A 19,306-nucleotide genomic window follows, 5' to 3' on the forward strand; every position below is an offset into this window, starting at 1 on the left:
AGATAACGGGAGGAGATGCCATGTTTTTCTTTCTACCGGACAAGCATGTCCTGGCCATGGCAGCCATGCGGGTATTATCGAGTTTAATCGAGTTAACGGCGGCCATGCTGATGCTTAAATTAAACCAGGTTGAGGCGGCCTTAAAAATAAATGCCACCCTGGCCCTGGTCGGCCCGACGATCATGATGCTGGTTATGGCCCTGGGACTCTGGGGCCTGGCCGGAAAAATCCACCCCGAAAAGATGTTGGCCATTATCCTGGGAGTCGGTTTGATTTTTTATGGTGTCAGGCATTAAAGATGGTGGGGGCACAGTCCTCGGACCTGTGAAAAACTACCGCCCCGCCACCTGTTACCCCTTTCCCGCCGGAGGCATAAAGATAAAAAAGCAGCCAGAAAAAATAATCAAGAAGGGGCGACTTTATATGCAGTATAAGGATCAGAGTGCCTGGCGGGATGTCCTGGAGTTTCCCATTGGCGGTCGCCAGCAAAAACCACGCCGGACGGGAAAGACCATGGTCATTGACAAGGGCCTGGGCCTGACGGAGTTTAAAGACCTGCTGGAGGTGGCAGCGCCCTATATCGACTTTATTAAGCTCGGCTTTGGCACCTCAGTTTTTTACCCGGCGGACATCCTGCGGGAGAAGATCCGCCTGGCTCGTTCCCACGCCGTTGACATTTTCCCCGGCGGCACCTTCTTTGAAGTGGCCGTCCTCCAGGGCCGCCTGTCCCTCTACCTTCAGACGGCACGGGAGCTGGGGTACACTTTTATTGAAATCTCGGACGGCACTATTGACCTCAGCCGCACCCTGCGGTATGCCGCCCTGCGCCAGGCCCGGGCTGCTGGCTTTGGCGTCATAACCGAGGTCGGTAAGAAGGACCCGCGGGACGCCCTGAGCGATACCCATATTTTGAGCCAGATAGCCATGGATCTGGAGGCCGGGGCCGATTATGTGATCGTTGAAGGCCGGGAGTCCGGCCAGGGGGTGGTAATCTACGACAGCCGCGGCGTCGTTAAAGAGGACACCCTGGCCTACCTGATCGAGGGCATCGGCGACCTGGACCGGATCATCTGGGAAGCACCCCAGAAACAGCAACAGCAGGTCTTAATCATAAACCTGGGGGCTAATGTCAACCTGGGTAACGTTCAGCCCGGGGACGTACTGGCCCTGGAAGCCCTGCGGGTAGGCCTCCGGGGAGACACCCTGCGGACGACTCTGGTGCGGGAGGGAGTCAGTTAAGCACAATACTGGACTGCGCGGCTCCGGGAAATATCTCCAGCCTGTGGGAAAGGTAGATACGGCTGGCAGGAATTTAGGCCTGACGGTGCGAATATATACAGGGCTTGGTGATGATTGGAGGTAAAGATATGGAGATCGAAGTTTTTACTACCCTGAATGGTATACCTGATGAGACCATAAACAGCAAAACCATCATAGTAATCGATGTCCTACGGGCTACGACCACCATCACCGCAGCCCTGGCTGCCGGTTGCCTGGAAATTATCCCCGTCCTGACTCCAGAAGAAGCCATCGAAATGCGCGAACGGCTGGAAGACGACCGGGTACTCCTGGGCGGTGAACGTAACGCCCTGAAAATACCAGGTTTTGATCTGGGTAATTCGCCCCTGGAATATACGGCCGACGTCGTGGCCGGCAAAAGGCTAATCATAACCACCACCAACGGCACCCGGGCCATTCGTCGTGCCGCCAGCGGGCGGCAGGTTCTCCTGGGAGCCATGATCAACGGTCCGGCGGTAGCCAGGGTTGCCGCCGCCGGCGCCGCGGATATAACAATTATCTGCGCCGGTACGAGGGATCGCTTTTCCCTGGAGGATTTTTTAACGGCCGGCCTGCTGGTAGATGAACTGGGCAACCAGGGAGATTTTACCCTTCGCGACGGTGCCCGGGTGGCCCGGGATTACTACCGTTTGCACCGAGAAGACCCGGAAGCAGCCATGAAAGCCAGCTACCATGGCCAGCTCCTGGCCGGCCTGGGCATGGAGGATGATGTTGAATACTGTGCCCAGGTGGACATCACGACCATTGTCCCGGTATACAGCAGCGGAATTATCAAAAGTCCGGACCGGGGAACAGAATAGGAGGCCCGGTTCTTGCAACGAACGCCCCGGCATATAATGGGAATGAATGGCCGGTACAAGGGGCGTTGGCTTCATGAGCGCAGCGACCGTAATTCTTATCCTGCTAATGCTGCTCGGTATTCTGGGCCGCTCCAATGTTATTGCGGCGGCGGCTGCCTTTCTTTTATTGCTGCAATTTACCAGCCTGCAAAGGTTTTATCCTATCCTCGAACGCCGGGCCCTGGAGGCCGGCCTTATTTTTCTGGTGGTTTCGATCCTGGTTCCCTTTGCTTCCGGCCGGGTAGCTCCCCGAGACATGCTCCAATCCTTTGTCTCCTTGCCGGGGTTAATTGCCATCGCCAGCGGCATCATCGCCACCCATATGAATTGCCAGGGCCTGGAGCTCCTGCAACGCTTCCCCCAGATGATGATCGGTATGGTTATCGGTTCCATTATTGGGGTGGCCTTTTTTGGCGGTATACCGGTTGGCCCCCTCATGGCCGGGGGTATCGCTGCCCTCCTGGTCCATTTAATGGCCTGGTTGCGGTGACCGCATAGCCAGGTGCCGGGTGGGCAGACTAAGTAAAAAAGGCAGGTGCAGTAAAACTGGTAAACCGCATCATTATACCTGACTGGCCCCGGGAAGCCCCGGAGCCCAACAGTGTGCCCCATCCCGAGACCGCGCCGCCGGAGCTGCCCGCCTGGGACGAACCGGTAGCCAATCCCCCCCAGGGGGATTTTTTAATGGCCAACAGGCGCCGGGTAAACTGGCGAAAAAACGCTTTTACTGCTATAATGGCAATAGATGGATTGAGGGGGAATAAAGATGGCGCAACGCTCCAGGGTAACCCTGCCCCAGCTCCAGGCCATGAAGGAGCGGGGCGAGAGGATTACCATGGTAACTGCCTACGACTACCCATCCTCTTTACTGGCCGATAGGGCCGGTATGGATATGATCCTGGTGGGGGATTCCCTGGGAATGGTAGTCCTGGGCTATTCAAGCACTGTACCTGTAACTATGGACGAGATGATCCACCACACCAAAGCAGTGGTGCGGGCCAATCCTGCTGCCCTGGTGGTGGCCGATCTGCCCTTCCTATCCTACCAGACCAGCGTACCCGATGCCGTCTATAACGCCGGCCGGTTGATCAAGGAGGGCGGAGCCGACGCCGTAAAACTGGAAGGGGGACAGGCCGTGGTGCCTACGGTCCGGGCCATAGTGAACGCCGGAATCCCGGTTATGGGACACCTGGGTCTGACACCCCAGTCGGCTGTCCAGCTGGGTGGTTTCCGGGTCCAGGGACGGAGCGAGGCCGAAGGGGAGAAGATTGCCGCCGATGCGGCTGCCCTGGTGGAGGCAGGGGTTTTTGCCCTGGTCCTGGAGTGTGTCCCGGCCGACCTGGCCCGCCGGATAACGGCCGCTTTACCGGTGCCGACCATCGGCATTGGCGCCGGGCCGGATTGTGACGGCCAGGTGCTTGTTTACCACGACCTCCTGGGCCTCTTTGACCGTTTTCGCCCCAAATTCGTCAAACAGTACGCCAATCTCGCTGAAGCGACAGTCGCCGCCCTGGAAAAATACCGGGACGAGGTGCGCCAGGGTAAATTCCCGGATCAGGAGCACAGCTTTAAGTAAAGGATGGCCGCCCAGTGCTGAATTACCTGGACTTGATCCTGCTTATAATCCTGGCCCGGGGTGCCTGGCGGGGTTACCGCCTGGGCCTGGTGAACCTGCTGGCCGGGTGGATCAGCTACCTGGTGGCAGGCCTGGTGTCTGCCATTTACTCCCGGCCCCTGGCGGAAATTGTGAATCAAACCTGGCACCTAACCGGCCGCTGGGGCGGGGAACTGGCCTCCCGTCTACCTCTGCCTGGAGCGGTACTGAACCAGCCCCTGAGCACGCCGGCCATCCGGCAAACGGAGAGTTTTTTATCCGGCCTGCCCCTGCCGGGGCCGGTACAGCAAAACCTGCTGGGTGCCCTGGACAGGGCCTCCGGGGGAACCGTGGGCCAGGTACTGGCCGGGCAGATAGCCTTTCTGGGGCTGGAACTGCTGATCCTGGTAGTCCTTTTTTACGGCAGCTTTTTTCTCCTGCGGCATATTGCCCGGCGTTTTTCCCCGGGGACCAGAGGAACCGTGGAAATGGCTGACCGGGGGCTGGGGCTGCTCCTGGGTGTCCTGGGTCCGGCCTTCGGTCTGGCCCTGGCCATCGGCATCCTGCGTTCCCTCTTCACCATTCCGTCCATGACGGCAGCCCCCGTATTTCTACCCCTGGTTAGGCAACTGCATAGCTCCGGGGTAGCAGCCATACTGGGCGATTTTTATGATTGGCTGGCCACTTTACTGCATACCCTAATTTAGAAGCCGGCAGCCGGGAACCATAGGGTTTTGGCCAACCCCGTCCCGGCATTTAAAAGGAGGAATGGATAAAATGGCTGAAAGAGAAGAAAGCAGGGGTAAGAAACTACAAAAAGAACTGGGTCTGCCCCGTAAGAGCGCCTGGGAGCGCCTGGAGCCAGGTACCAGGGAAAAGGTCTTTGCCTTTGCCGAGGGGTATAAGGGTTTCTTAAGCCGGGCCAAGACCGAGCGAGAGGCCATTCGGGCCGCTCTGGAGGCTGCCCGGGGTCACGGCTTTATCTCCCTGAACGATATTCCCTCCGGCCGGGGGTTGGATCCCGGCAGCCGCTTCTTTTTAACCTGGCGAGATAAGGTCATGCTCCTGGGGATAGCCGGTACTGCTCCCCTGGAAGAAGGGATCAGGCTGGTCGGGGCCCATGTCGACGCCCCGCGCCTGGACCTGAAACCCATGCCCCTGTATGAAAAGGACGGTCTGGCCATGTTTAAAACCCACTACTACGGGGGGATCAAGAAGTACCAGTGGACCGCCCTGCCCCTGGCCCTCCATGGCGTGATCATGCTCCGCGACGGTCGCCGGGTGGAAGTGGTAATCGGCGAAGACGCCGGCGATCCCATCTTTAGCGTCAGCGACCTCCTGCCCCACCTGGCCAAGGAGCAGATGAAAAAGAATATGGAAGAAGCCTTAAGCGGCGACGACCTGAACCTGGTGGTTGGCAGCTTGCCCTTTGAGGGTGAAGAAGAGCTCAAGGATAAGATCCGCCTGGCTATCCTCCAGCTCCTGAACCAGCGTTACGGCCTGGTGGAAGAAGACTTCATCACCGCCGAACTGGAACTGGTACCGGCCGGTCCGGCGCGGGACCTGGGTCTGGATCGTTCCCTGGTAGGGGCCTACGGCCAGGACGACCGGGTGTGCGCTTATACCGCCCTGCAGGCCGTCCTGGAACTGGAGAACCCCGGCCATACAGCTCTGGTACTCCTGGTCGATAAAGAAGAGATCGGCAGTACCGGCAACACCGGCGCCCACTCCCGCTTCCTGGAGTATGCCCTGACGGAGCTGGCGGCCCGTATGGGTTCGGCCAGTATCGTCAATGTCGGCCGGATAATGGCCAATTCCCAGGCTATATCCGCCGACGTAACCGCCGGGGTGGATCCTACCTACGAAAATTACTTTGATATGTATAACGCCTCTTTCCTGGGATACGGCGTAGTCCTCAATAAATACTCAGGCTCCCGGGGTAAATACGATGCCAATGATGCTAGCGCCGAGTTCATGGGCCGGTTAAGGGATATCTTTAACCACAACCGCGTCATCTGGCAGAGTGGCGAACTGGGTAAAGTAGACGCTGGCGGCGGGGGCACCATTGCCAAGTTCCTGGCCTATTTCGGCCTGGATGTCGCCGATTGCGGTCCGGCCCTCCTCTCCATGCACGCCCCCCTGGAGATCGCCAGCAAAGTAGATATCTATATGGCTTACCGGGCCTATGGCGCCTTCCTTGCCAGTTAAAAGGTTCAGCAGGAAAACCGACTATCCCTGTAGAAAACTTAATAAAAATAAAAGCAGCACCTCATAGGCGCTCTGCGCCAGGTGCTTTTCTTTTAGAAAGGGGTTGGCGGAAGTGGAAAAGGTTGTCGACGCCCGGGGCCTGGCCTGTCCCCAGCCGGTTATCCAGACCAAAAAGGCCATGGAATCTCTAGGGCCAGAAACCGAGCTGGTGACCATTGTTGATAACGAAGTAGCCAGGGATAATGTCCTGAAACTGGCCCGGAGCATGGCTTGGGAGGCTGAGGTTAAGGAACAAGGGAGTGACTACTACATCCGGATCCGCAAAGGAGCCATGCCCACGACGGGGGTGTCTTTAACTGCCGGCCAGGTGTTACTGGTCGGTTCCGCTACCCTGGGCCGCGGTTCCGAAGAACTGGGCAGCATCCTTATGCGCAACTTCTTCTACAGCCTGAGTGAAGCAGAGGTGCTGCCCCGCCGGGTGCTCTTTTTCAACAGCGGGGTTCAGCTCTGCTGCCAGGGCTCACCCGTCCTGGACAGCCTCCTGGCCCTGGAGCAAAAGGGAGTGGAGCTCCTGGCCTGCGGTACCTGCCTGGACTACTATCACCTCAAGGATAAACTCTGTGTCGGTAGCGTTACCAATATGTACACCATTGTCGAGCACCTGATGGCAGCGGAGAAGGTAATTTCCCTGTGAGGGGGGATTCCCCTTGTTGTGGCCGGGCTGGCGCCGCCGGGACCGGCAGCACCTGATAACAGACCTGGAGCAATGCCGGGGTAGAATAGGCCGGGGCTTGCGCCGTCAACTCTCACTGCTGGACCCCCTGGAGCTGGCCCCTTTGCTAATCGCTGCCTGGCCCCGGCTGGGGCCGGATATCCGGAGCCAGCTGGTATCCCTGGCAGAAGAAGAGGGGTTTGTTGACCGCTGGCTGGAGCTCCTGGCCCGGGGCCGGGCCGGGGCCAGGGTTACGGCGGCTACCATCCTGGGCGAGATGGAGGTGGGGCGGGCCCTGGGACCCCTCCTCGAGGCCCTGGGGGAGAGGGAAGAGGGTGTCCAGCTGGCGGCAACGGCAGCCCTGATCCGCCTGCGGGACCCACGTTGCCTGGAACCCCTGCTGGCAGCCCTGGCGGAACCCCGGCGCTGGCCGCCGGCCAGGGTGGCCGAAATACTGCTGGCCCTGGGCCCGGTGAGTATCCCGCCCCTGCTGGCGCTCCTGAAACAGAGTGCGCCGGAACTGGCGGTCCGGGTGATAGCCATCCTGGGATTATTTAAAGACCCCCGGACCCTCCCGGACCTTGAAGATTGCCTGCAAAGGGGCCCGGCACCGGTCCGGGAAGCGGCGGCCCGGGCCCTGGGTGAGATGGGCCTGGCACGGGCCGCTCCACTCCTGCAACTGGCCCTGGCGGATCCGGAGGCCGGGGTAAGGGCAGCGGCGGCCCGGGCCCTGGGACGACTGAAATACCGGCAAGCTAGAAAACAACTCCAGGCCTGCCTGGACGACGGGGCCTGGGAAGTCCGGGCCGCAGCGGCGGCAGCCCTGCAGGAAGTCGCTGCCGCCAGGGAGATTTGAAAATTTGAGCTTCTATGTTTTGCAGCGAGGGAATAGAAGGTTTTCGGAGGAAAACTGCAGCATGGATTTTCACATAGGTGATATCGTCCAGACCAAAAAAACCCACCCCTGCGGCAGCGACCGGTGGGAAATCCTCCGGGTGGGGATGGATTTTCGCCTGCGCTGCCTGGGGTGCGGCCGGTTAATCCTCATACCCCGGGTAAAGGCGGAAAAGAGTATCAAGAAGGTTTTGCCTAAGCCATCTTGAGGAGCGTAAGGATTTGCAGGGCCTTCCGGGGGGCGCTCGCCTGCCGGTCATAGAGGTATTGTAAATAGTTAAGGTTGAGGAGCCGCTGGCGGCACTCGGTGATGCTGGGGATATCACCGGGCTTGATAATCACCGAAGCGCAGGAACGGGCCCTGGCAGCCTCCAGGTAACTCCCCAGCAAAACTGGCCGGCCGGTGGCCGCCTCGATGGCCCTGGCGTGGCTGGCGGCTGTGGGGCAGTGATTGTTAAAGAAGAGGCAGGAAGGGAAAACAAAGCAGTCGACCCTGTCGTGGGCGATCATCCTGCGGGCCAGTGCCAGGCGACCGGTTCCCGGGCAACCCGGGCAGGGTTGCATGGCTACAATATTTGCTCCCTCCAGCTCGCCCAGGGGTCCTTGATGCTTTTCCCGGGCCAGGAAGCAGAGGATGTGGGCTTGATAACCGGGACAACCCTTCTTCCAGTAATCTCGACAAGCAATAATACCAACGCGTAACATTTTAAGAGAACTCCTTTTTACAATTGTTGACAATTTATGTTTTATGCAGCTTATTTTCACAACAAGAGTAGTTTAGCACATCTAACCCAAAAATCATGTCGGAATTTGCCAGTAACCCAACTTAATAATTTTACGAAATATAAAGGAGAGCTAATACGCCTTACAAAACCTTGCCCCTGGGAATCAAGTATGATATAATCAACCGGAAAAGCTTCCCTGCTCCACTACGAAGTGGGGCCATAAGTCCAGAGGGAGGAGGTGCTCCAGCGATGCGTAATTACGAAGTCGTCTTTGTAATTAGGCCCGACCTGGAAGCCGAAGCCACCACAGCAGTGGTAGAGAAATTTACCCAGCTGATCACCGACCAGGGTGGCCAGGTTACCAGGGTCGACCAATGGGGTAAAAAGCGGATGGCCTATGAAGTGCGCAAGTACCGGGAAGGTTATTACGTCCTGGTCGAGTTCAAAGGCACACCGGCCGTCGCCCAAGAATTAGAACGGGTGCTAAAAATTAGCGACGACGTTATTCGTTACCTCATTACACGCCTGGAAGAAGAGGCCAGCTAAAGAACAAAGGCGGTGGGAGAAGGATGTTAAACCGGGTAATTCTAATCGGCCGCCTCACCCGTGACCCCGAGCTGCGTTATACAGCCAGCGGTGTAGCCATGACTACCTTTACCCTGGCGGTAGACCGTAATTTTGTCAACCAGCAGGGGGAACGGGGTACTGACTTCATCCGGATTACCGTCTGGCGCAAGCTGGCCGAAACCTGCGCCAACCACCTGGGCAAGGGTCGCCTGGTGGCCGTCGACGGCCGCCTGCAGACGCGTACCTACGAAACCCCCGACGGCCAGAAACGTTCTGTAACGGACGTGGTAGCCGAGGATGTCCGTTTCCTGGACTGGCCCAAAGAAGGCCGGGGACCGGCTGGCAGTGGTCCGGTTGCTGGTCCGGGGACAGGTGGCGGTATGGAGACGGCCGGGAGCGGTTTCAACCAGGATTTCAGTGATCTTGGCACCGAGGTGGAAATAGGAGAAGACGATCTCCCCTTTTAGGAGCATTTTCGGAAGAGCCCCTCATGGAGGCTGGCGCCTAGGCGCCTCCGCCATAAACAAGGAAATCCAGGCTAAAGCAAGGGGCTGGAGGGTACAGACGGAGGGCGAATTGGTTCGAGGCAAGGAAAGCCAACCAATAAAGGCCTGATTTGGGAGAACCCTATTTTCGGAGAAGCCTTCCGGGGCGGTCCGGTTACCGCCGCCGGTGAAAAGGTGAAAAAGGAGTGCAAAAGGTTTGCGACGTGATAAGAAACGTTCCCGGAAGCGGGTGTGCAGCTTCTGTGTCGATAAAATAGAACAGGTCGATTACAAAGATGTCAACCGCCTCCGCCGGTATATCAGCGAAAGGGGTAAGATTTTACCCCGCCGTATCTCCGGCAACTGTGCCCACCACCAGCGTCAGCTGACGAGGGCCATTAAACGTGCCCGGGCCCTGGCCCTGTTGCCGTATACGGCCGAATAATTAAAAGGATTTAAGGAGGGAGGATAATAACTCCCTCTTTTCACTATTCTTGAGCTGAAACGGAGGTACGATGGGTGGGAGATTTATGGCAGAAGGCAGGGTAACGGCTCTGGCGGAGGGGGCTTTAATGGCCGCCCTGACGGTTGTTCTGGTCTTGACCGGCTACTTTATCCCGCCGCTACAGCTATTGACCAATATCATCTGGACAGTGCCCATTGTCGTCCTCATTGTCCGCCAGAACCTGCGCCTGGGGGTAATGGCCACCTTTATTGCCGGGGTGGTAATCGCCCTCTTTACCGGGCCCCTGAACGCCACCCTCCTCTTCGTCCAGTTTGCCGCCCTGGGGCTGGTCTACGGCTACCTGTTTAAAATCAAGGCCGGGGCCGGGCGCACGATCGTCATCGGAGCCCTGGTTGCCCTTTTATCCCTGCTTCTGACCCTGGCCCTGACCTTCAAACTGACGGGCCTGCCGGTGGGAGGCCTGATCCAGGAGTTCGAGGGTACGGTCAATTATGCCATGGAATTCTACCGCCGGGCGGGGATCCTGGATCACCTGGCCGGCCAGGGGTTGACCCCGGATCAGATTCAGGCCAGCCTCCAGGGCATGATCAACCTGTTAAAGCTCTTATTACCGGGTATTCTCATGACGGCCTCCCTGCTGGCGGCCTTTGCCAACTACCTGGTAGCTGAAAAAGTCCTGCAGCGTCTGGGCCTGAAAGCAGCGGGGCTTCCTCCCTTTCGCTACTGGCAGTTGCCCTGGTACGCCGTATGGGGGGTCATTGCAGGCCTGGCCCTGTGGCAACTGGGCGATTACTATCACCTGGCCCTGGCCAGCAGGGTGGGGGTAAACATTCTTTATGTTTATCTGCCCTTGCTGGCAGGTAATGGCCTGGCGGCAGTAACCTTTATCTTCTATCACCTGCGCCTGGCCCCCTTTTTCAAGGCGGTCCTGGTCCTTGTCGCCTTGATGTACTTTCCCGTGGCCCTGGTCTCCCTGGTAACCCTGGGGCTATTTGAACCCTTTTTCGGTTTCCGACGGCACCTCAGGCCGCCGGCAGATAAAGGAGAGTGAGACCCATGAAGGTTATTTTGACCGCCGACGTCGCGAAACTTGGCAACCGGGGTACCCTGGTGGAGGTTTCCGAGGGTTACGCCCGTAATTACCTCCTCCCCCGGGGTCTGGCCGTGGAAGCCACTGCCGGGCGCCTTAAAGAATTAGATCTGGAAAAGAAACGCCGGGAGAAGAAGGAAAACCAGGAATTGGAGAACGCCCGGCGCCAGGCTGCCCGCCTGGACGGCGCTGTAGTAAAGATTACCACGCGGGCTGGAGAGACGGGCAAGCTTTTTGGTTCGGTTACCAATAAAGAAATAGCCGAGGCAATTAAAAACACTTTTCAGATCTCCCTTGACCGGCGTAAAATAGATCTCAAAGAACCCATTAAAGCCCTGGGGAGTTATGAAGTCACCTTGAAGCTCCATCCAACTGTCCAGGCGCACCTGCGGGTCCAGGTGGTGGCGGAGGGGAGTTAAAGATATGAATAAAAATGCCGGAGCAGCAATCAACATTAATGACGTGGATTTGCTTCCCATTCTGGCCAATGATTTCAATTTAATGAGTCGCCAGGTGGGAGCCCTTTTTAACGTTCTCTGCGATATCTATGGGACCGACAAGGTGGTTTTAAAGGCCAGCAAGCTGGAGGCCCTGGACCTGATGCGCTCGGAAGCTCTGCCAGAGCGAGTCCTTGCCCTGCAGAAGCTGGTCTACGAGGACCCAACCATCACCGATGTCCCGTCCGAAAGCGATATCCCGGCCATCCTGGTGGCCATCCAGGAGGAAATAGCCGAGTTTATTGCCCGGCGGACGGTAGAGGATAAACTGGAACAGCGCATCGCGGAAAAAATGCAGGAGCGCCACGAGGAGTATGTCCAGGAGATCCGGCGCCAGGTTTTAAAGGAAGGTAGCGGTCCGGAAAACGCCCAGACCCTTAAAAAACTGGCTATTCTGGAAAAGCTGTCCCATACCAGCCTCTCGCGGACAATCATGGAGGCCCTGCGCCCCCGGCGGCTGGAGGAAATTGTCGGCCAGGAGCAGGCCGTCCAGTCCATCCTGGCCAAGCTGGCCTCCCCCTACCCCCAGCATATGATTATCTACGGTCCCCCCGGGGTGGGGAAAACCACAGCCGCCCGACTGGCCCTGGAAGAGGCCAGGAAAATCAGCAGCTCACCCTTTAAAGCCAGCGCACCCTTCGTTGAGGTTGATGGGACCACCCTGCGCTGGGATCCCCGGGAGGTAACCAATCCCCTCCTGGGTTCGGTTCACGATCCCATCTACCAGGGGGCGAGACGGGATCTGGCGGAGAACGGCGTTCCCGAACCCAAGCTTGGCCTGGTAACTGAAGCCCATGGCGGGGTATTATTTATCGATGAGATCGGCGAGATGGACCCCCTTCTTCTCAACAAGCTCCTCAAGGTGTTGGAGGATAAGCGGGTAGAGTTTGATTCCTCCTATTACGACCCCAACGACGAGAGCGTACCCCAGTATATCAAGAAGCTCTTTACCGAGGGAGCACCGGCGGACTTTATCCTCATCGGTGCCACCACCCGGGAACCGGAGGAGATAAACCCGGCCTTGCGTTCCCGTTGCGCCGAGGTATTCTTTGAGCCCCTGACCCCGGCCGACGTAGAGACCATTGTCCGGGAAGGGGCGGGACGGCTGGGGGTAAAACTGGAACCGGCCGTACCGGGTCTAATCGCCGAGTACACCATTGAAGGCCGCAAGGCCATTAACATCCTGGCCGAAGCCTACGGCTTGAGCCTTTACCAGCAACAGCGGAAAAAGGGTCGCCGCCGGCGGCTGATCACCGTGGCCAACGTCATGCAGGTCATCCAGAATGCCCGCCTGACCCCTTACGTCACCGTGCGGGCCAAGGACACGCCGGAGGTGGGCCGGGTGCTGGGCTTGGCCGTAGCCGGCTTTGTCGGCTCGGTGCTGGAGGTCGAGGCCATGGCCTTTCCGGCCCGGGAAGCGGGCAAGGGCAGTATCCGTTTCAACGAGACCGCGGGCAGCATGGCCCGGGATTCCGTTTTTAATGCCGCTGTCGTCTATCGCCTCCTGACTGGGGACGACCTGGCCAATTACGATGTCCACGTTAATGTCGTCGGCGGGGGCAATATTGACGGCCCCTCGGCCGGCCTGGCCATTATCGCCGCCATCATCAGCGCCATCCAGGAGCGGCCCGTACGCCAGGATGTAGCCGTTACCGGCGAGATATCTATCAGGGGCAAGGTTAAGCCGGTGGGGGGCGTCATGGAGAAGATATATGGCGCCAAACAGGCGGGAATGAAACTCGTTATACTCCCGGCGGAAAATGCGGCGGAGGTACCGGACAGCCTGCAGGGGATCGCCATCCAGCCGGTAGCCACCGTGGAGGAGGCCCTGGATTATCTGCTAATGGGTCCTGGTGAGGGCCGGGGCCGCCGGCGTAACCGGACGGGAGCCTAAAGGGTTATGGCCGCAGAAATAGAGAGGGTACCGCCCCAGAGTATAGAGGCCGAGCAATCGGTTCTGGGGGCTATCATGCTGGACCGGGAAGCCCTCTACGCTGTCCTGGAAACCCTGAAGGTAGACGATTTTTACCGGGAAGCCCACCGCATGATCTATCGGGCCATCCTGGACCTGAATGAGCGGGGCGAGGCCGTCGACCTGCTGACGGTGACGGAAGAACTCCGTCGCCGGGGTGAACTGGAGGCAGCCGGCGGTGTCGCCTACCTCACTTCCCTGACCGGGGATGTCCCCAGCGTCGCCAATGCCGGATATTATGCCCGCCTGGTGGCTGAGAAGGCTGCCCTGCGCTCCCTCGTCCAGGCAGCTTCCCAGATCACCGAGATGGCCTTCAGCGAGAGCGGCAGCGTCGACCAGATTCTCGACGAGGCCGAACGTCTGATCTTTGAAGTAGCCGGGGGGCGGCACCGGAGCGGTTTCGTTCCCATTAAAAACGTCCTTCTCCAGACCTTCGAACAGCTGGAGCGCCTGAGCACCCACAAGGGCGAGGTCACCGGAGTGCCAACCTTTCACGATCTGGACCGTCTCCTTTCCGGTCTCCAGCCCTCCGACCTGATTATCTGCGCCGCCCGGCCGGGGATGGGCAAGACCTCCTTTTGCCTGAACATTGCCCAGCAGGTGGCTGTCAAGGAAAAACTACCGGTAGCCATTTTCAGCCTGGAGATGTCCCGGGAGCAGCTGGTACAGCGGATGCTGGCCGCCGAAGCCATGGTCGAACAGCAACGCCTGCGGACTGGCTATTTGACGGAAGACGACTGGGCCCGGCTTGTCAACGCCGCCGGCATTCTGGGTGAAGCGCCCATTTATATTGACGATACGCCGGCCATTTCCGCCCTGGAGGTTCGGGCCAAGGCGCGACGACTGCAGTCGGAGACCGGTCTGGGCCTGGTGGTAGTCGACTACCTGCAGCTGATGCAGGCCCATCGCCGGGTGGACAGTCGCCAGCAGGAGATCGCCCTCATCTCCCGGGCCATGAAGGCCCTGGCCCGGGAATTGAACGTCCCGGTCATGGTCCTCTCCCAGTTGAACCGGGGTGTCGAGCAGCGCCAGGATAAACGCCCGGTCATGGCCGACCTCCTGGAAAGCGGCGCCATCGAGGCCGACGCCGATGTCATTATCTTCCTTTACCGGCCCCAATACTACGATCCCGACACCGATAAAAAGGGCATCGCCGAAGTCATCGTGGCCAAGCACCGCAACGGTCCCGTGGGAACGGTGGAAATGGCCTTTCTACCCGAGTATACCAAGTTTGTCGACCTGGCCCCCGAACCGGCCGGGTAAAGGCCAGGACCATGAATAGGACAGTCAACCTTATATGCCAAGATTATCTCCCTGCCTTTCATCCCCGCCCTTACGGGCGGGAATTTCCCGGCAGGGGAAGTTAAAGATAGGCTCGAGCCCGTGGCTTGGCTTTTAGCGAGGGGGTACTCCGATGGAAGCAATTATTGCCGGTACTTTGCTGCAACTCCTGCAGGGGGATATTGTCGATCAGGAGGTCGAGGCCGTAGTCAATGCCGCCAATACCGGCCTCTGGGGTGGCAGCGGCGTCGACGGCGCCATCCACCGTGCCGGGGGACCGGCCATTGCTGAAGAGTGCCGCCGTATCCGGGAGGAACAGGGTGGCTGCCCCGTCGGCCAGGCAGTCATCACCTCCGGAGGATTCCTCAAAGCGCGCTACGTCATCCATACCGTAGGTCCCATCTGGCGCGGTGGCCGGGAGGGAGAAGATGAGCTCCTGGCCAGCGCCTACCGCAGCAGCCTCCAGCTTGCCCGGGAGAAGGGTATCAAATCCCTGGCCTTCCCGTCCATCAGCACCGGCGCCTATCGCTTCCCCCTGGAACGGGCGGCCGGGATAGCCTTGACCACAGTTAAGGATTTTTTGACCGCCAATCCAGGTATCTTTAGCGAAGTACGTTTTGTCCTCTTTTCCCAGCCTGTTCTGGCAGTCTATGAAAAGACCCTGGCCGGGGTATTAGACGCCGGCCCGCAATAAAATAAGGCCTTTGAGGATGATTTTATATGCGTACCGGTACCGCCAGCCTGCCCCTCCACGGCGGCCATTGCCCGCCCTGGCTCTTCGAGCGCATGCAGCGCCTGGGGCCGGCCATCCTGGAGGTAATTGTGCAGGAATACGGCCCCCAGGAGGTTTTAAGACGCTTAAGCGATCCCCACTGGTTCCAGGCCTTCGGCTGTGTCCTGGGTTTTGACTGGCACTCCTCGGGCCTGACCACCACCCTTTGCGGCGCCCTCAAAGAAGGTTTGCGCGGCCGGGAAAAGGATCTGGGCTTGGTCATAGCCGGCGGCAAGGGCCGTACCTCCCGCCAGACGCCCCATGAGATCGAAACGGCGGTCGACAGATTGGCCCTGACTTCCCTCGAGCCTGAAGATCTGGTTTATGCCAGCCGCATGGCGGCCAAGGTCGATAACACCGCCCTCCAGGACGGCTACCAGCTCTACCACCACGTCTTTATCTTCACCTTTGACGGCCAGTGGGCCGTCGTCCAGCAGGGGATGAATGAAACCAGCCGCCTGGCCCGGCGCTACCACTGGCTGGGGGAAGGGATGCAGGACTTCGCCTGCGAGCCCCACGCCGCCGTCTGCTGTGACGCCAGGGAAACGGCCCTGAACATGGTAGCCAGGGAAAGCGAGGCTTCCCGCCAGGTGGTAACCGAACTGGTACGCCAGCAACCGGCGAAGGTGGTAGCCGAGTTTAGCCGCATCCTGGAAAAGGACCTCCCCAACCTGGCCCTGCCCTGGCGCCACGACGTGCCCCGGGCGGGTTACCTGAATAAAGCCCTGTTAAAGGTTTACGACGTCCAGCCCCGGGACTTCGCCGGTGTCCTGGGGATCGAAGGAGTGGGTCCCAAGACCATCCGCGCCCTGGCCATGGTGGCCGAAGTGGCCTATGGCGCGCCGGCCAGCTTCCGGGACCCCGTTCGCTACAGTTTTAGCCACGGCGGCAAGGACGGCCATCCCTACCCCGTCGACCGCCAGGTATACGACCGCACCATTAACGTCCTGGAACAGGCCCTGGCGGCCGCTAAAATCGGTCGGACCGATAAAATACAGGCTTTAAAAAGGCTGAGCAGATTGGCTAATGGAAGTTAAAAAAACGCCACGCAGCATGAACTGCGTGGCGTTTTTTTAACTTAGCCCAGGATTTCCTTAAGGTCCTGTTCCGGCGTAGTGATGGGCTTCAGGTTATATTTTTCCTGCAGGACCTTCAGGACGCCAGGCATCAGGAAGGCCGGCAGGCTCGGGCCGATGCGGATGTTGCGGACGCCTAGGTGGAGGAGGGTCAACAGGATGGCCACAGCTTTCTGCTCGAACCAGGACAGGACCAGGCTCAGGGGCAGCTCGTTGACGCTGCATTTAAAGGCGTCGGCCAGGGCCAGGGCCACCTGAAGGGCCGAGTAGGCGTTATTGCACTGGCCCATATCCAGGAGCCGCGGGATGCCGTCGATGTCGCCCAGGTCGAGGTGGTTGAAGCGGTACTTGCCGCAGCCCAGAGTCAGGACGACGCAGTCCTTTGGCACCTTCTCCACAAATTCGGTGTAGTAGTTGCGGCCCGGCTTGGCGCCGTCGCAGCCGCCTACCAGGAAGAAGTGGCGGATCTTGCCGGCCTTCACGGCATCAATGATCTGTCCGGCCAATTTTAAGACGGCCTGGTGATGGAAACCGGTGGTTAGCTCGCCGCCGGCTTTCTCTTCCAGGGGCGGCAGGGATTTCGCCTTTTCAATTACCGGGGTAAAGTCGCGATTTTTAATATGGGTTACCCCCGGCAGGCCGGCGATGCCGCAGGTGAACATGCGTTCCCGGTAAGATTCCTTAGGAATTAACACGCAGTTGGTGGTTCCCAGGATAGCGCCGGGGAAGTCCTCAAATTCCTTCTTCTGGTTCTGCCAGGCGGAGCCGTAGTTGCCCACCAGGTGGGGGAACTTCTTCAGTTCCGGGTAGGCGTGGGCCGGGAGCATCTCGCCGTGGGTATAGACGTTGATGCCGGTACCCTCGGTCTGCCGCAGGAGTTCATAGAGATCCAGCAGGTCGTGGCCGGTGACCAGGATGCCGGGGCCGGCCTTGGTACCGGTGGAGACCTTCGTCGGTTCCGGGGCGCCGAAACGCTCCACATGGGCCCTGTCCAGCAGCTCCATAACCCTGAGATTCATGGCCCCTACCTTTAAAGCCGTTTCAATATGACGATTAAGATCAAAATCAACGTTGGTCAGGGTGGTAAACAAAGCCTCGTGCATAAAGGCGTCTACCTCAGGGTCCCGGGCACCGAGTTCGCCGGCGTGGTAGGCGTAGGCAGCAATACCCTTCAGGCCGATGATGATGGTGTCCTGCAGGCTGGCGATATCCTCGTTCTTGCCGCAGACACCTACCCTGGTGCAACCGCTACCACCGGCGGTCTGCTCGCACTGGTAACAAAACATCTTTCCTCTCCCCCTTGGTCAAAGGATTTCTTTTACGGCTCCCATCATACACGGAAACAGGGGGGCAAACTGTGACCTGGGTCACAACAAACGGAGATTTTTGTCAAAGGGCGGTTTCCACGGCCGAGGCCATATTTTCAATATTTATTTCCCCTGGTGCGACCTGTTTACTCCCCCTTGCCAGGCCGGTTGCCGGTAAAAGAGCATGGTGAAATAATAAAGGCCGCCGGTGACCACCAGGCTGGGGACAGACGCGCCCAGGGGGAACCCGCTCCTGGTGAGCCACAGGTAAAGCCCGAAGCCCAGGACCCAGGTAATAACGGCCATCAGGTTGATGCCCCCGGTATACCAGTAGGCGCCAGGACCAAAGAGATCCCCGGTCTCCAGGCGGCAGCGGCGGTAGATAAAGTAGTCGGTGAGGACGATGCCGAAGAGGGGGCAGAAGGCGCCGCCGATGAGGAGCAGGAAGTTTTCATAAGCCTCCATGGGGAAGAGGAGGGCTATCAGGGTTCCGGCGAGGCCGGCGGCGATGGTCGTATGTCTTTCATCCCAGCCGCTGAAGAGGTCCAGGCTGGAAATGGCCGCCGAGTAGACATCCATAAAGGTCGTCGTTACAGTAGAAAAGAAGATGATATAGAGGGCCGGGAGCCCCAGACCCAACCCCAGCATCATGGGTATGGGGTCGGCGCTGCCGGTTAACAGGGTGGCCCCCAGGCCCAGGATGTACATCCAGCTGCTGGCCAGGAAGTATCCCAGCCAGCTACCGGCAAAGCTGCTGCCGTTATCCCGGGCAAAACGGCTGTAATCGGCGGCAAGGGGCAGCCAGGAGAGGGGCATGGCAATTACCAGATCCGTAGCCAGGCCGAAACCCAGGGTGCCGTCGCCGGTTGTCGCCAGGAGCCGTCTTAAACCCTGCCCCTGGAAGACGACATAAGTCATGTACAGGCACAGGAGGATCAGCAGGCTGGTTACCAGTTTTTGCAGCTTGGGCCAGGAATGGCGGCCGGCCCAGGCCCAGGCAGTGGTGGCCAGGCCGATGACGATGGTCCAGAGCTGCAGGTGGGAAGAACCCAGGTAATGCTGGCCCAGACTGTCGGCGGCCCGGGCGGCGACGATGAGCATGATGGCCGTCCAGCCGATAAGCTGGAGGATGTTGAGTAACGCTCCCAGGTAAGAGCCGCGGATTCCAAAGGCCGGACGGGTGGAGACCATGGCTGGTATACCATAGTTGCTGCCAATAAGGCCCCCGGCGGCAAAAAGACTATTGCCGATCAGGTGCCCCACCAGGATGGCCAGGACACCTGCGCCGAATCCCAGGGGGGCCAGGAAACCGCCGGCCATTACCTCGGCCAGGGAGATGCCGGCCCCGGCCCATAGCAAGAAAAAGTCCAGGCCGCTCATGGTCCTTTCACCTGGGGGGATGGGGGTGATGTTATTCACGATGATCACTCCTTAAAAAAATTGGTAGCAGGGGCTGCACGCCTCGTCTTTCTACAGGCAAAAAAATTACCGGCGTAGAGCCGGCTGCTGGACGGGTCACCTC

The 19,306-nt window shown here is 59.1% G+C and carries 22 protein-coding genes; 19 read left to right on the forward strand and 3 right to left on the reverse strand.

Going from position 1 to position 19,306, the window contains the following annotated elements; translation table 11 throughout:
• The first annotated feature begins 20 nt into the window (after nt 1-20).
• The 10 genes from MOTHE_RS00615 to MOTHE_RS00660 all read left to right on the forward strand — a co-directional run bounded on the left by MOTHE_RS00615 (nt 21) and on the right by MOTHE_RS00660 (nt 7,755).
• Nucleotides 21-296 carry a YqhV family protein gene (locus tag MOTHE_RS00615; protein ID WP_011391665.1) on the forward strand — a complete coding sequence of 92 codons (276 nt, stop codon included), beginning with the start codon at nt 21-23 and terminating at the stop codon, nt 294-296.
• Between the two features lie 127 nt (nt 297-423).
• Nucleotides 424-1,239, forward strand: a complete 816-nt coding sequence (gene comA, locus MOTHE_RS00620; protein ID WP_011391666.1) for a phosphosulfolactate synthase — start codon at nt 424-426, stop codon at nt 1,237-1,239.
• A 128-nt stretch (nt 1,240-1,367) separates the two neighbouring features.
• Nucleotides 1,368-2,099: a 2-phosphosulfolactate phosphatase family protein gene (locus MOTHE_RS00625; protein WP_025773678.1), complete on the forward strand. Its 732-nt coding sequence runs from the start codon at nt 1,368-1,370 to the stop codon at nt 2,097-2,099.
• Nucleotides 2,100-2,172: 73 nt separating this feature from the next.
• Nucleotides 2,173-2,628, forward strand: a complete 456-nt coding sequence (locus MOTHE_RS00630; RefSeq protein ID WP_053094543.1) for a DUF441 domain-containing protein — start codon at nt 2,173-2,175, stop codon at nt 2,626-2,628.
• A gap of 276 nt (nt 2,629-2,904) precedes the next feature.
• Complete coding sequence (gene panB, locus MOTHE_RS00635; RefSeq protein ID WP_011391669.1) at nt 2,905-3,714, forward strand: 3-methyl-2-oxobutanoate hydroxymethyltransferase; 810 nt, start codon at nt 2,905-2,907, stop codon at nt 3,712-3,714.
• Nucleotides 3,715-3,728: 14 nt separating this feature from the next.
• Complete coding sequence (locus MOTHE_RS00640; protein ID WP_011391670.1) at nt 3,729-4,439, forward strand: hypothetical protein; 711 nt, start codon at nt 3,729-3,731, stop codon at nt 4,437-4,439.
• Nucleotides 4,440-4,509: 70 nt separating this feature from the next.
• Nucleotides 4,510-5,940, forward strand: coding sequence for an aminopeptidase (locus MOTHE_RS00645; protein WP_053095194.1), 1,431 nt, complete (start codon nt 4,510-4,512; stop codon nt 5,938-5,940).
• A gap of 112 nt (nt 5,941-6,052) precedes the next feature.
• Nucleotides 6,053-6,634, forward strand: coding sequence for a sulfurtransferase-like selenium metabolism protein YedF (gene yedF, locus MOTHE_RS00650; protein ID WP_011391672.1), 582 nt, complete (start codon nt 6,053-6,055; stop codon nt 6,632-6,634).
• 13 nt (nt 6,635-6,647) lie between these two features.
• Nucleotides 6,648-7,508: a HEAT repeat domain-containing protein gene (locus MOTHE_RS00655; RefSeq protein WP_011391673.1), complete on the forward strand. Its 861-nt coding sequence runs from the start codon at nt 6,648-6,650 to the stop codon at nt 7,506-7,508.
• Nucleotides 7,509-7,569: 61 nt separating this feature from the next.
• Nucleotides 7,570-7,755, forward strand: a complete 186-nt coding sequence (locus MOTHE_RS00660; protein ID WP_025773685.1) for a DUF951 domain-containing protein — start codon at nt 7,570-7,572, stop codon at nt 7,753-7,755.
• On the opposite strand, the gene MOTHE_RS00665 is transcribed toward MOTHE_RS00660, so the two are convergent.
• Nucleotides 7,742-8,251: a CGGC domain-containing protein gene (locus MOTHE_RS00665; RefSeq protein ID WP_011391675.1), complete on the reverse strand. Its 510-nt coding sequence runs from the start codon at nt 8,249-8,251 to the stop codon at nt 7,742-7,744. The two genes, MOTHE_RS00660 and MOTHE_RS00665, sit on opposite strands and share 14 nt — an antisense overlap.
• Nucleotides 8,252-8,520: 269 nt before the next feature.
• On the opposite strand from MOTHE_RS00665, the gene rpsF reads away from it, so the two are divergent.
• The 9 genes from rpsF to MOTHE_RS00710 all read left to right on the forward strand — a co-directional run bounded on the left by rpsF (nt 8,521) and on the right by MOTHE_RS00710 (nt 16,438).
• Nucleotides 8,521-8,817, forward strand: coding sequence for a 30S ribosomal protein S6 (gene rpsF, locus MOTHE_RS00670; protein ID WP_011391676.1), 297 nt, complete (start codon nt 8,521-8,523; stop codon nt 8,815-8,817).
• A 23-nt stretch (nt 8,818-8,840) separates the two neighbouring features.
• Complete coding sequence (locus MOTHE_RS00675; protein WP_011391677.1) at nt 8,841-9,305, forward strand: single-stranded DNA-binding protein; 465 nt, start codon at nt 8,841-8,843, stop codon at nt 9,303-9,305.
• 235 nt (nt 9,306-9,540) lie between these two features.
• Complete coding sequence (gene rpsR / locus MOTHE_RS00680) at nt 9,541-9,768, forward strand: 30S ribosomal protein S18 (RefSeq protein WP_011391678.1); 228 nt, start codon at nt 9,541-9,543, stop codon at nt 9,766-9,768.
• A gap of 85 nt (nt 9,769-9,853) precedes the next feature.
• On the forward strand, nt 9,854-10,840 hold the full coding sequence (locus tag MOTHE_RS00685) for a YybS family protein (protein ID WP_011391679.1): 987 nt from the start codon (nt 9,854-9,856) through the stop codon (nt 10,838-10,840).
• A gap of 5 nt (nt 10,841-10,845) precedes the next feature.
• Nucleotides 10,846-11,298: a 50S ribosomal protein L9 gene (gene rplI, locus MOTHE_RS00690; protein WP_011391680.1), complete on the forward strand. Its 453-nt coding sequence runs from the start codon at nt 10,846-10,848 to the stop codon at nt 11,296-11,298.
• An 82-nt stretch (nt 11,299-11,380) separates the two neighbouring features.
• Entirely contained in the window at nt 11,381-13,270 is a 1,890-nt protein-coding gene (gene lonC, locus MOTHE_RS00695) for a Lon family ATP-dependent protease (protein ID WP_373878635.1), read from the forward strand.
• A gap of 6 nt (nt 13,271-13,276) precedes the next feature.
• Nucleotides 13,277-14,611, forward strand: coding sequence for a replicative DNA helicase (dnaB, locus tag MOTHE_RS00700; RefSeq protein WP_011391682.1), 1,335 nt, complete (start codon nt 13,277-13,279; stop codon nt 14,609-14,611).
• Between the two features lie 151 nt (nt 14,612-14,762).
• Nucleotides 14,763-15,323: an O-acetyl-ADP-ribose deacetylase gene (locus tag MOTHE_RS00705; protein WP_011391683.1), complete on the forward strand. Its 561-nt coding sequence runs from the start codon at nt 14,763-14,765 to the stop codon at nt 15,321-15,323.
• A 26-nt stretch (nt 15,324-15,349) separates the two neighbouring features.
• Complete coding sequence (locus tag MOTHE_RS00710; RefSeq protein ID WP_011391684.1) at nt 15,350-16,438, forward strand: DUF763 domain-containing protein; 1,089 nt, start codon at nt 15,350-15,352, stop codon at nt 16,436-16,438.
• Nucleotides 16,439-16,479: 41 nt separating this feature from the next.
• Here MOTHE_RS00710 and hcp read toward each other — a convergent pair whose 3' ends face one another.
• Together hcp and cytX are read right to left on the reverse strand one after the other, a co-directional pair.
• Nucleotides 16,480-17,763 (reverse strand): hydroxylamine reductase, encoded by a 1,284-nt coding sequence (hcp, locus tag MOTHE_RS00715; RefSeq protein WP_053094544.1) that lies wholly within the window; start codon nt 17,761-17,763, stop codon nt 16,480-16,482.
• Between the two features lie 144 nt (nt 17,764-17,907).
• Nucleotides 17,908-19,203: a putative hydroxymethylpyrimidine transporter CytX gene (gene cytX, locus MOTHE_RS00720; RefSeq protein ID WP_053094545.1), complete on the reverse strand. Its 1,296-nt coding sequence runs from the start codon at nt 19,201-19,203 to the stop codon at nt 17,908-17,910.
• Between the last annotated feature and the right edge of the window lie 103 nt (nt 19,204-19,306).

This window comes from Moorella thermoacetica (genome assembly GCF_001267405.1).
In the GTDB taxonomy this organism is placed as follows: domain Bacteria; phylum Bacillota; class DSM-521; order Neomoorellales; family Neomoorellaceae; genus Neomoorella; species Neomoorella thermoacetica.

What these genes read in the sequence shown, in the direction of transcription:
- MOTHE_RS00615 (WP_011391665.1), top strand. Translation starts at nt 21, where the DNA reads ATGTTTTTCTTTCTACCGGACAAGCATGTCCTGGCCATGGCAGCCATG.
- comA (WP_011391666.1), top strand. Translation starts at nt 424, where the DNA reads ATGCAGTATAAGGATCAGAGTGCCTGGCGGGATGTCCTGGAGTTTCCC.
- MOTHE_RS00625 (WP_025773678.1), top strand. Translation starts at nt 1,368, where the DNA reads ATGGAGATCGAAGTTTTTACTACCCTGAATGGTATACCTGATGAGACC.
- MOTHE_RS00630 (WP_053094543.1), top strand. Translation starts at nt 2,173, where the DNA reads ATGAGCGCAGCGACCGTAATTCTTATCCTGCTAATGCTGCTCGGTATT.
- panB (WP_011391669.1), top strand. Translation starts at nt 2,905, where the DNA reads ATGGCGCAACGCTCCAGGGTAACCCTGCCCCAGCTCCAGGCCATGAAG.
- MOTHE_RS00645 (WP_053095194.1), top strand. Translation starts at nt 4,510, where the DNA reads ATGGCTGAAAGAGAAGAAAGCAGGGGTAAGAAACTACAAAAAGAACTG.
- MOTHE_RS00660 (WP_025773685.1), top strand. Translation starts at nt 7,570, where the DNA reads ATGGATTTTCACATAGGTGATATCGTCCAGACCAAAAAAACCCACCCC.
- MOTHE_RS00665 (WP_011391675.1), bottom strand. Translation starts at nt 8,251, where the DNA reads ATGTTACGCGTTGGTATTATTGCTTGTCGAGATTACTGGAAGAAGGGT.
- rpsF (WP_011391676.1), top strand. Translation starts at nt 8,521, where the DNA reads ATGCGTAATTACGAAGTCGTCTTTGTAATTAGGCCCGACCTGGAAGCC.
- MOTHE_RS00675 (WP_011391677.1), top strand. Translation starts at nt 8,841, where the DNA reads ATGTTAAACCGGGTAATTCTAATCGGCCGCCTCACCCGTGACCCCGAG.
- MOTHE_RS00685 (WP_011391679.1), top strand. Translation starts at nt 9,854, where the DNA reads ATGGCAGAAGGCAGGGTAACGGCTCTGGCGGAGGGGGCTTTAATGGCC.
- rplI (WP_011391680.1), top strand. Translation starts at nt 10,846, where the DNA reads ATGAAGGTTATTTTGACCGCCGACGTCGCGAAACTTGGCAACCGGGGT.
- lonC (WP_373878635.1), top strand. Translation starts at nt 11,381, where the DNA reads ATGAGTCGCCAGGTGGGAGCCCTTTTTAACGTTCTCTGCGATATCTAT.
- dnaB (WP_011391682.1), top strand. Translation starts at nt 13,277, where the DNA reads ATGGCCGCAGAAATAGAGAGGGTACCGCCCCAGAGTATAGAGGCCGAG.
- MOTHE_RS00705 (WP_011391683.1), top strand. Translation starts at nt 14,763, where the DNA reads ATGGAAGCAATTATTGCCGGTACTTTGCTGCAACTCCTGCAGGGGGAT.
- MOTHE_RS00710 (WP_011391684.1), top strand. Translation starts at nt 15,350, where the DNA reads ATGCGTACCGGTACCGCCAGCCTGCCCCTCCACGGCGGCCATTGCCCG.
- hcp (WP_053094544.1), bottom strand. Translation starts at nt 17,763, where the DNA reads ATGTTTTGTTACCAGTGCGAGCAGACCGCCGGTGGTAGCGGTTGCACC.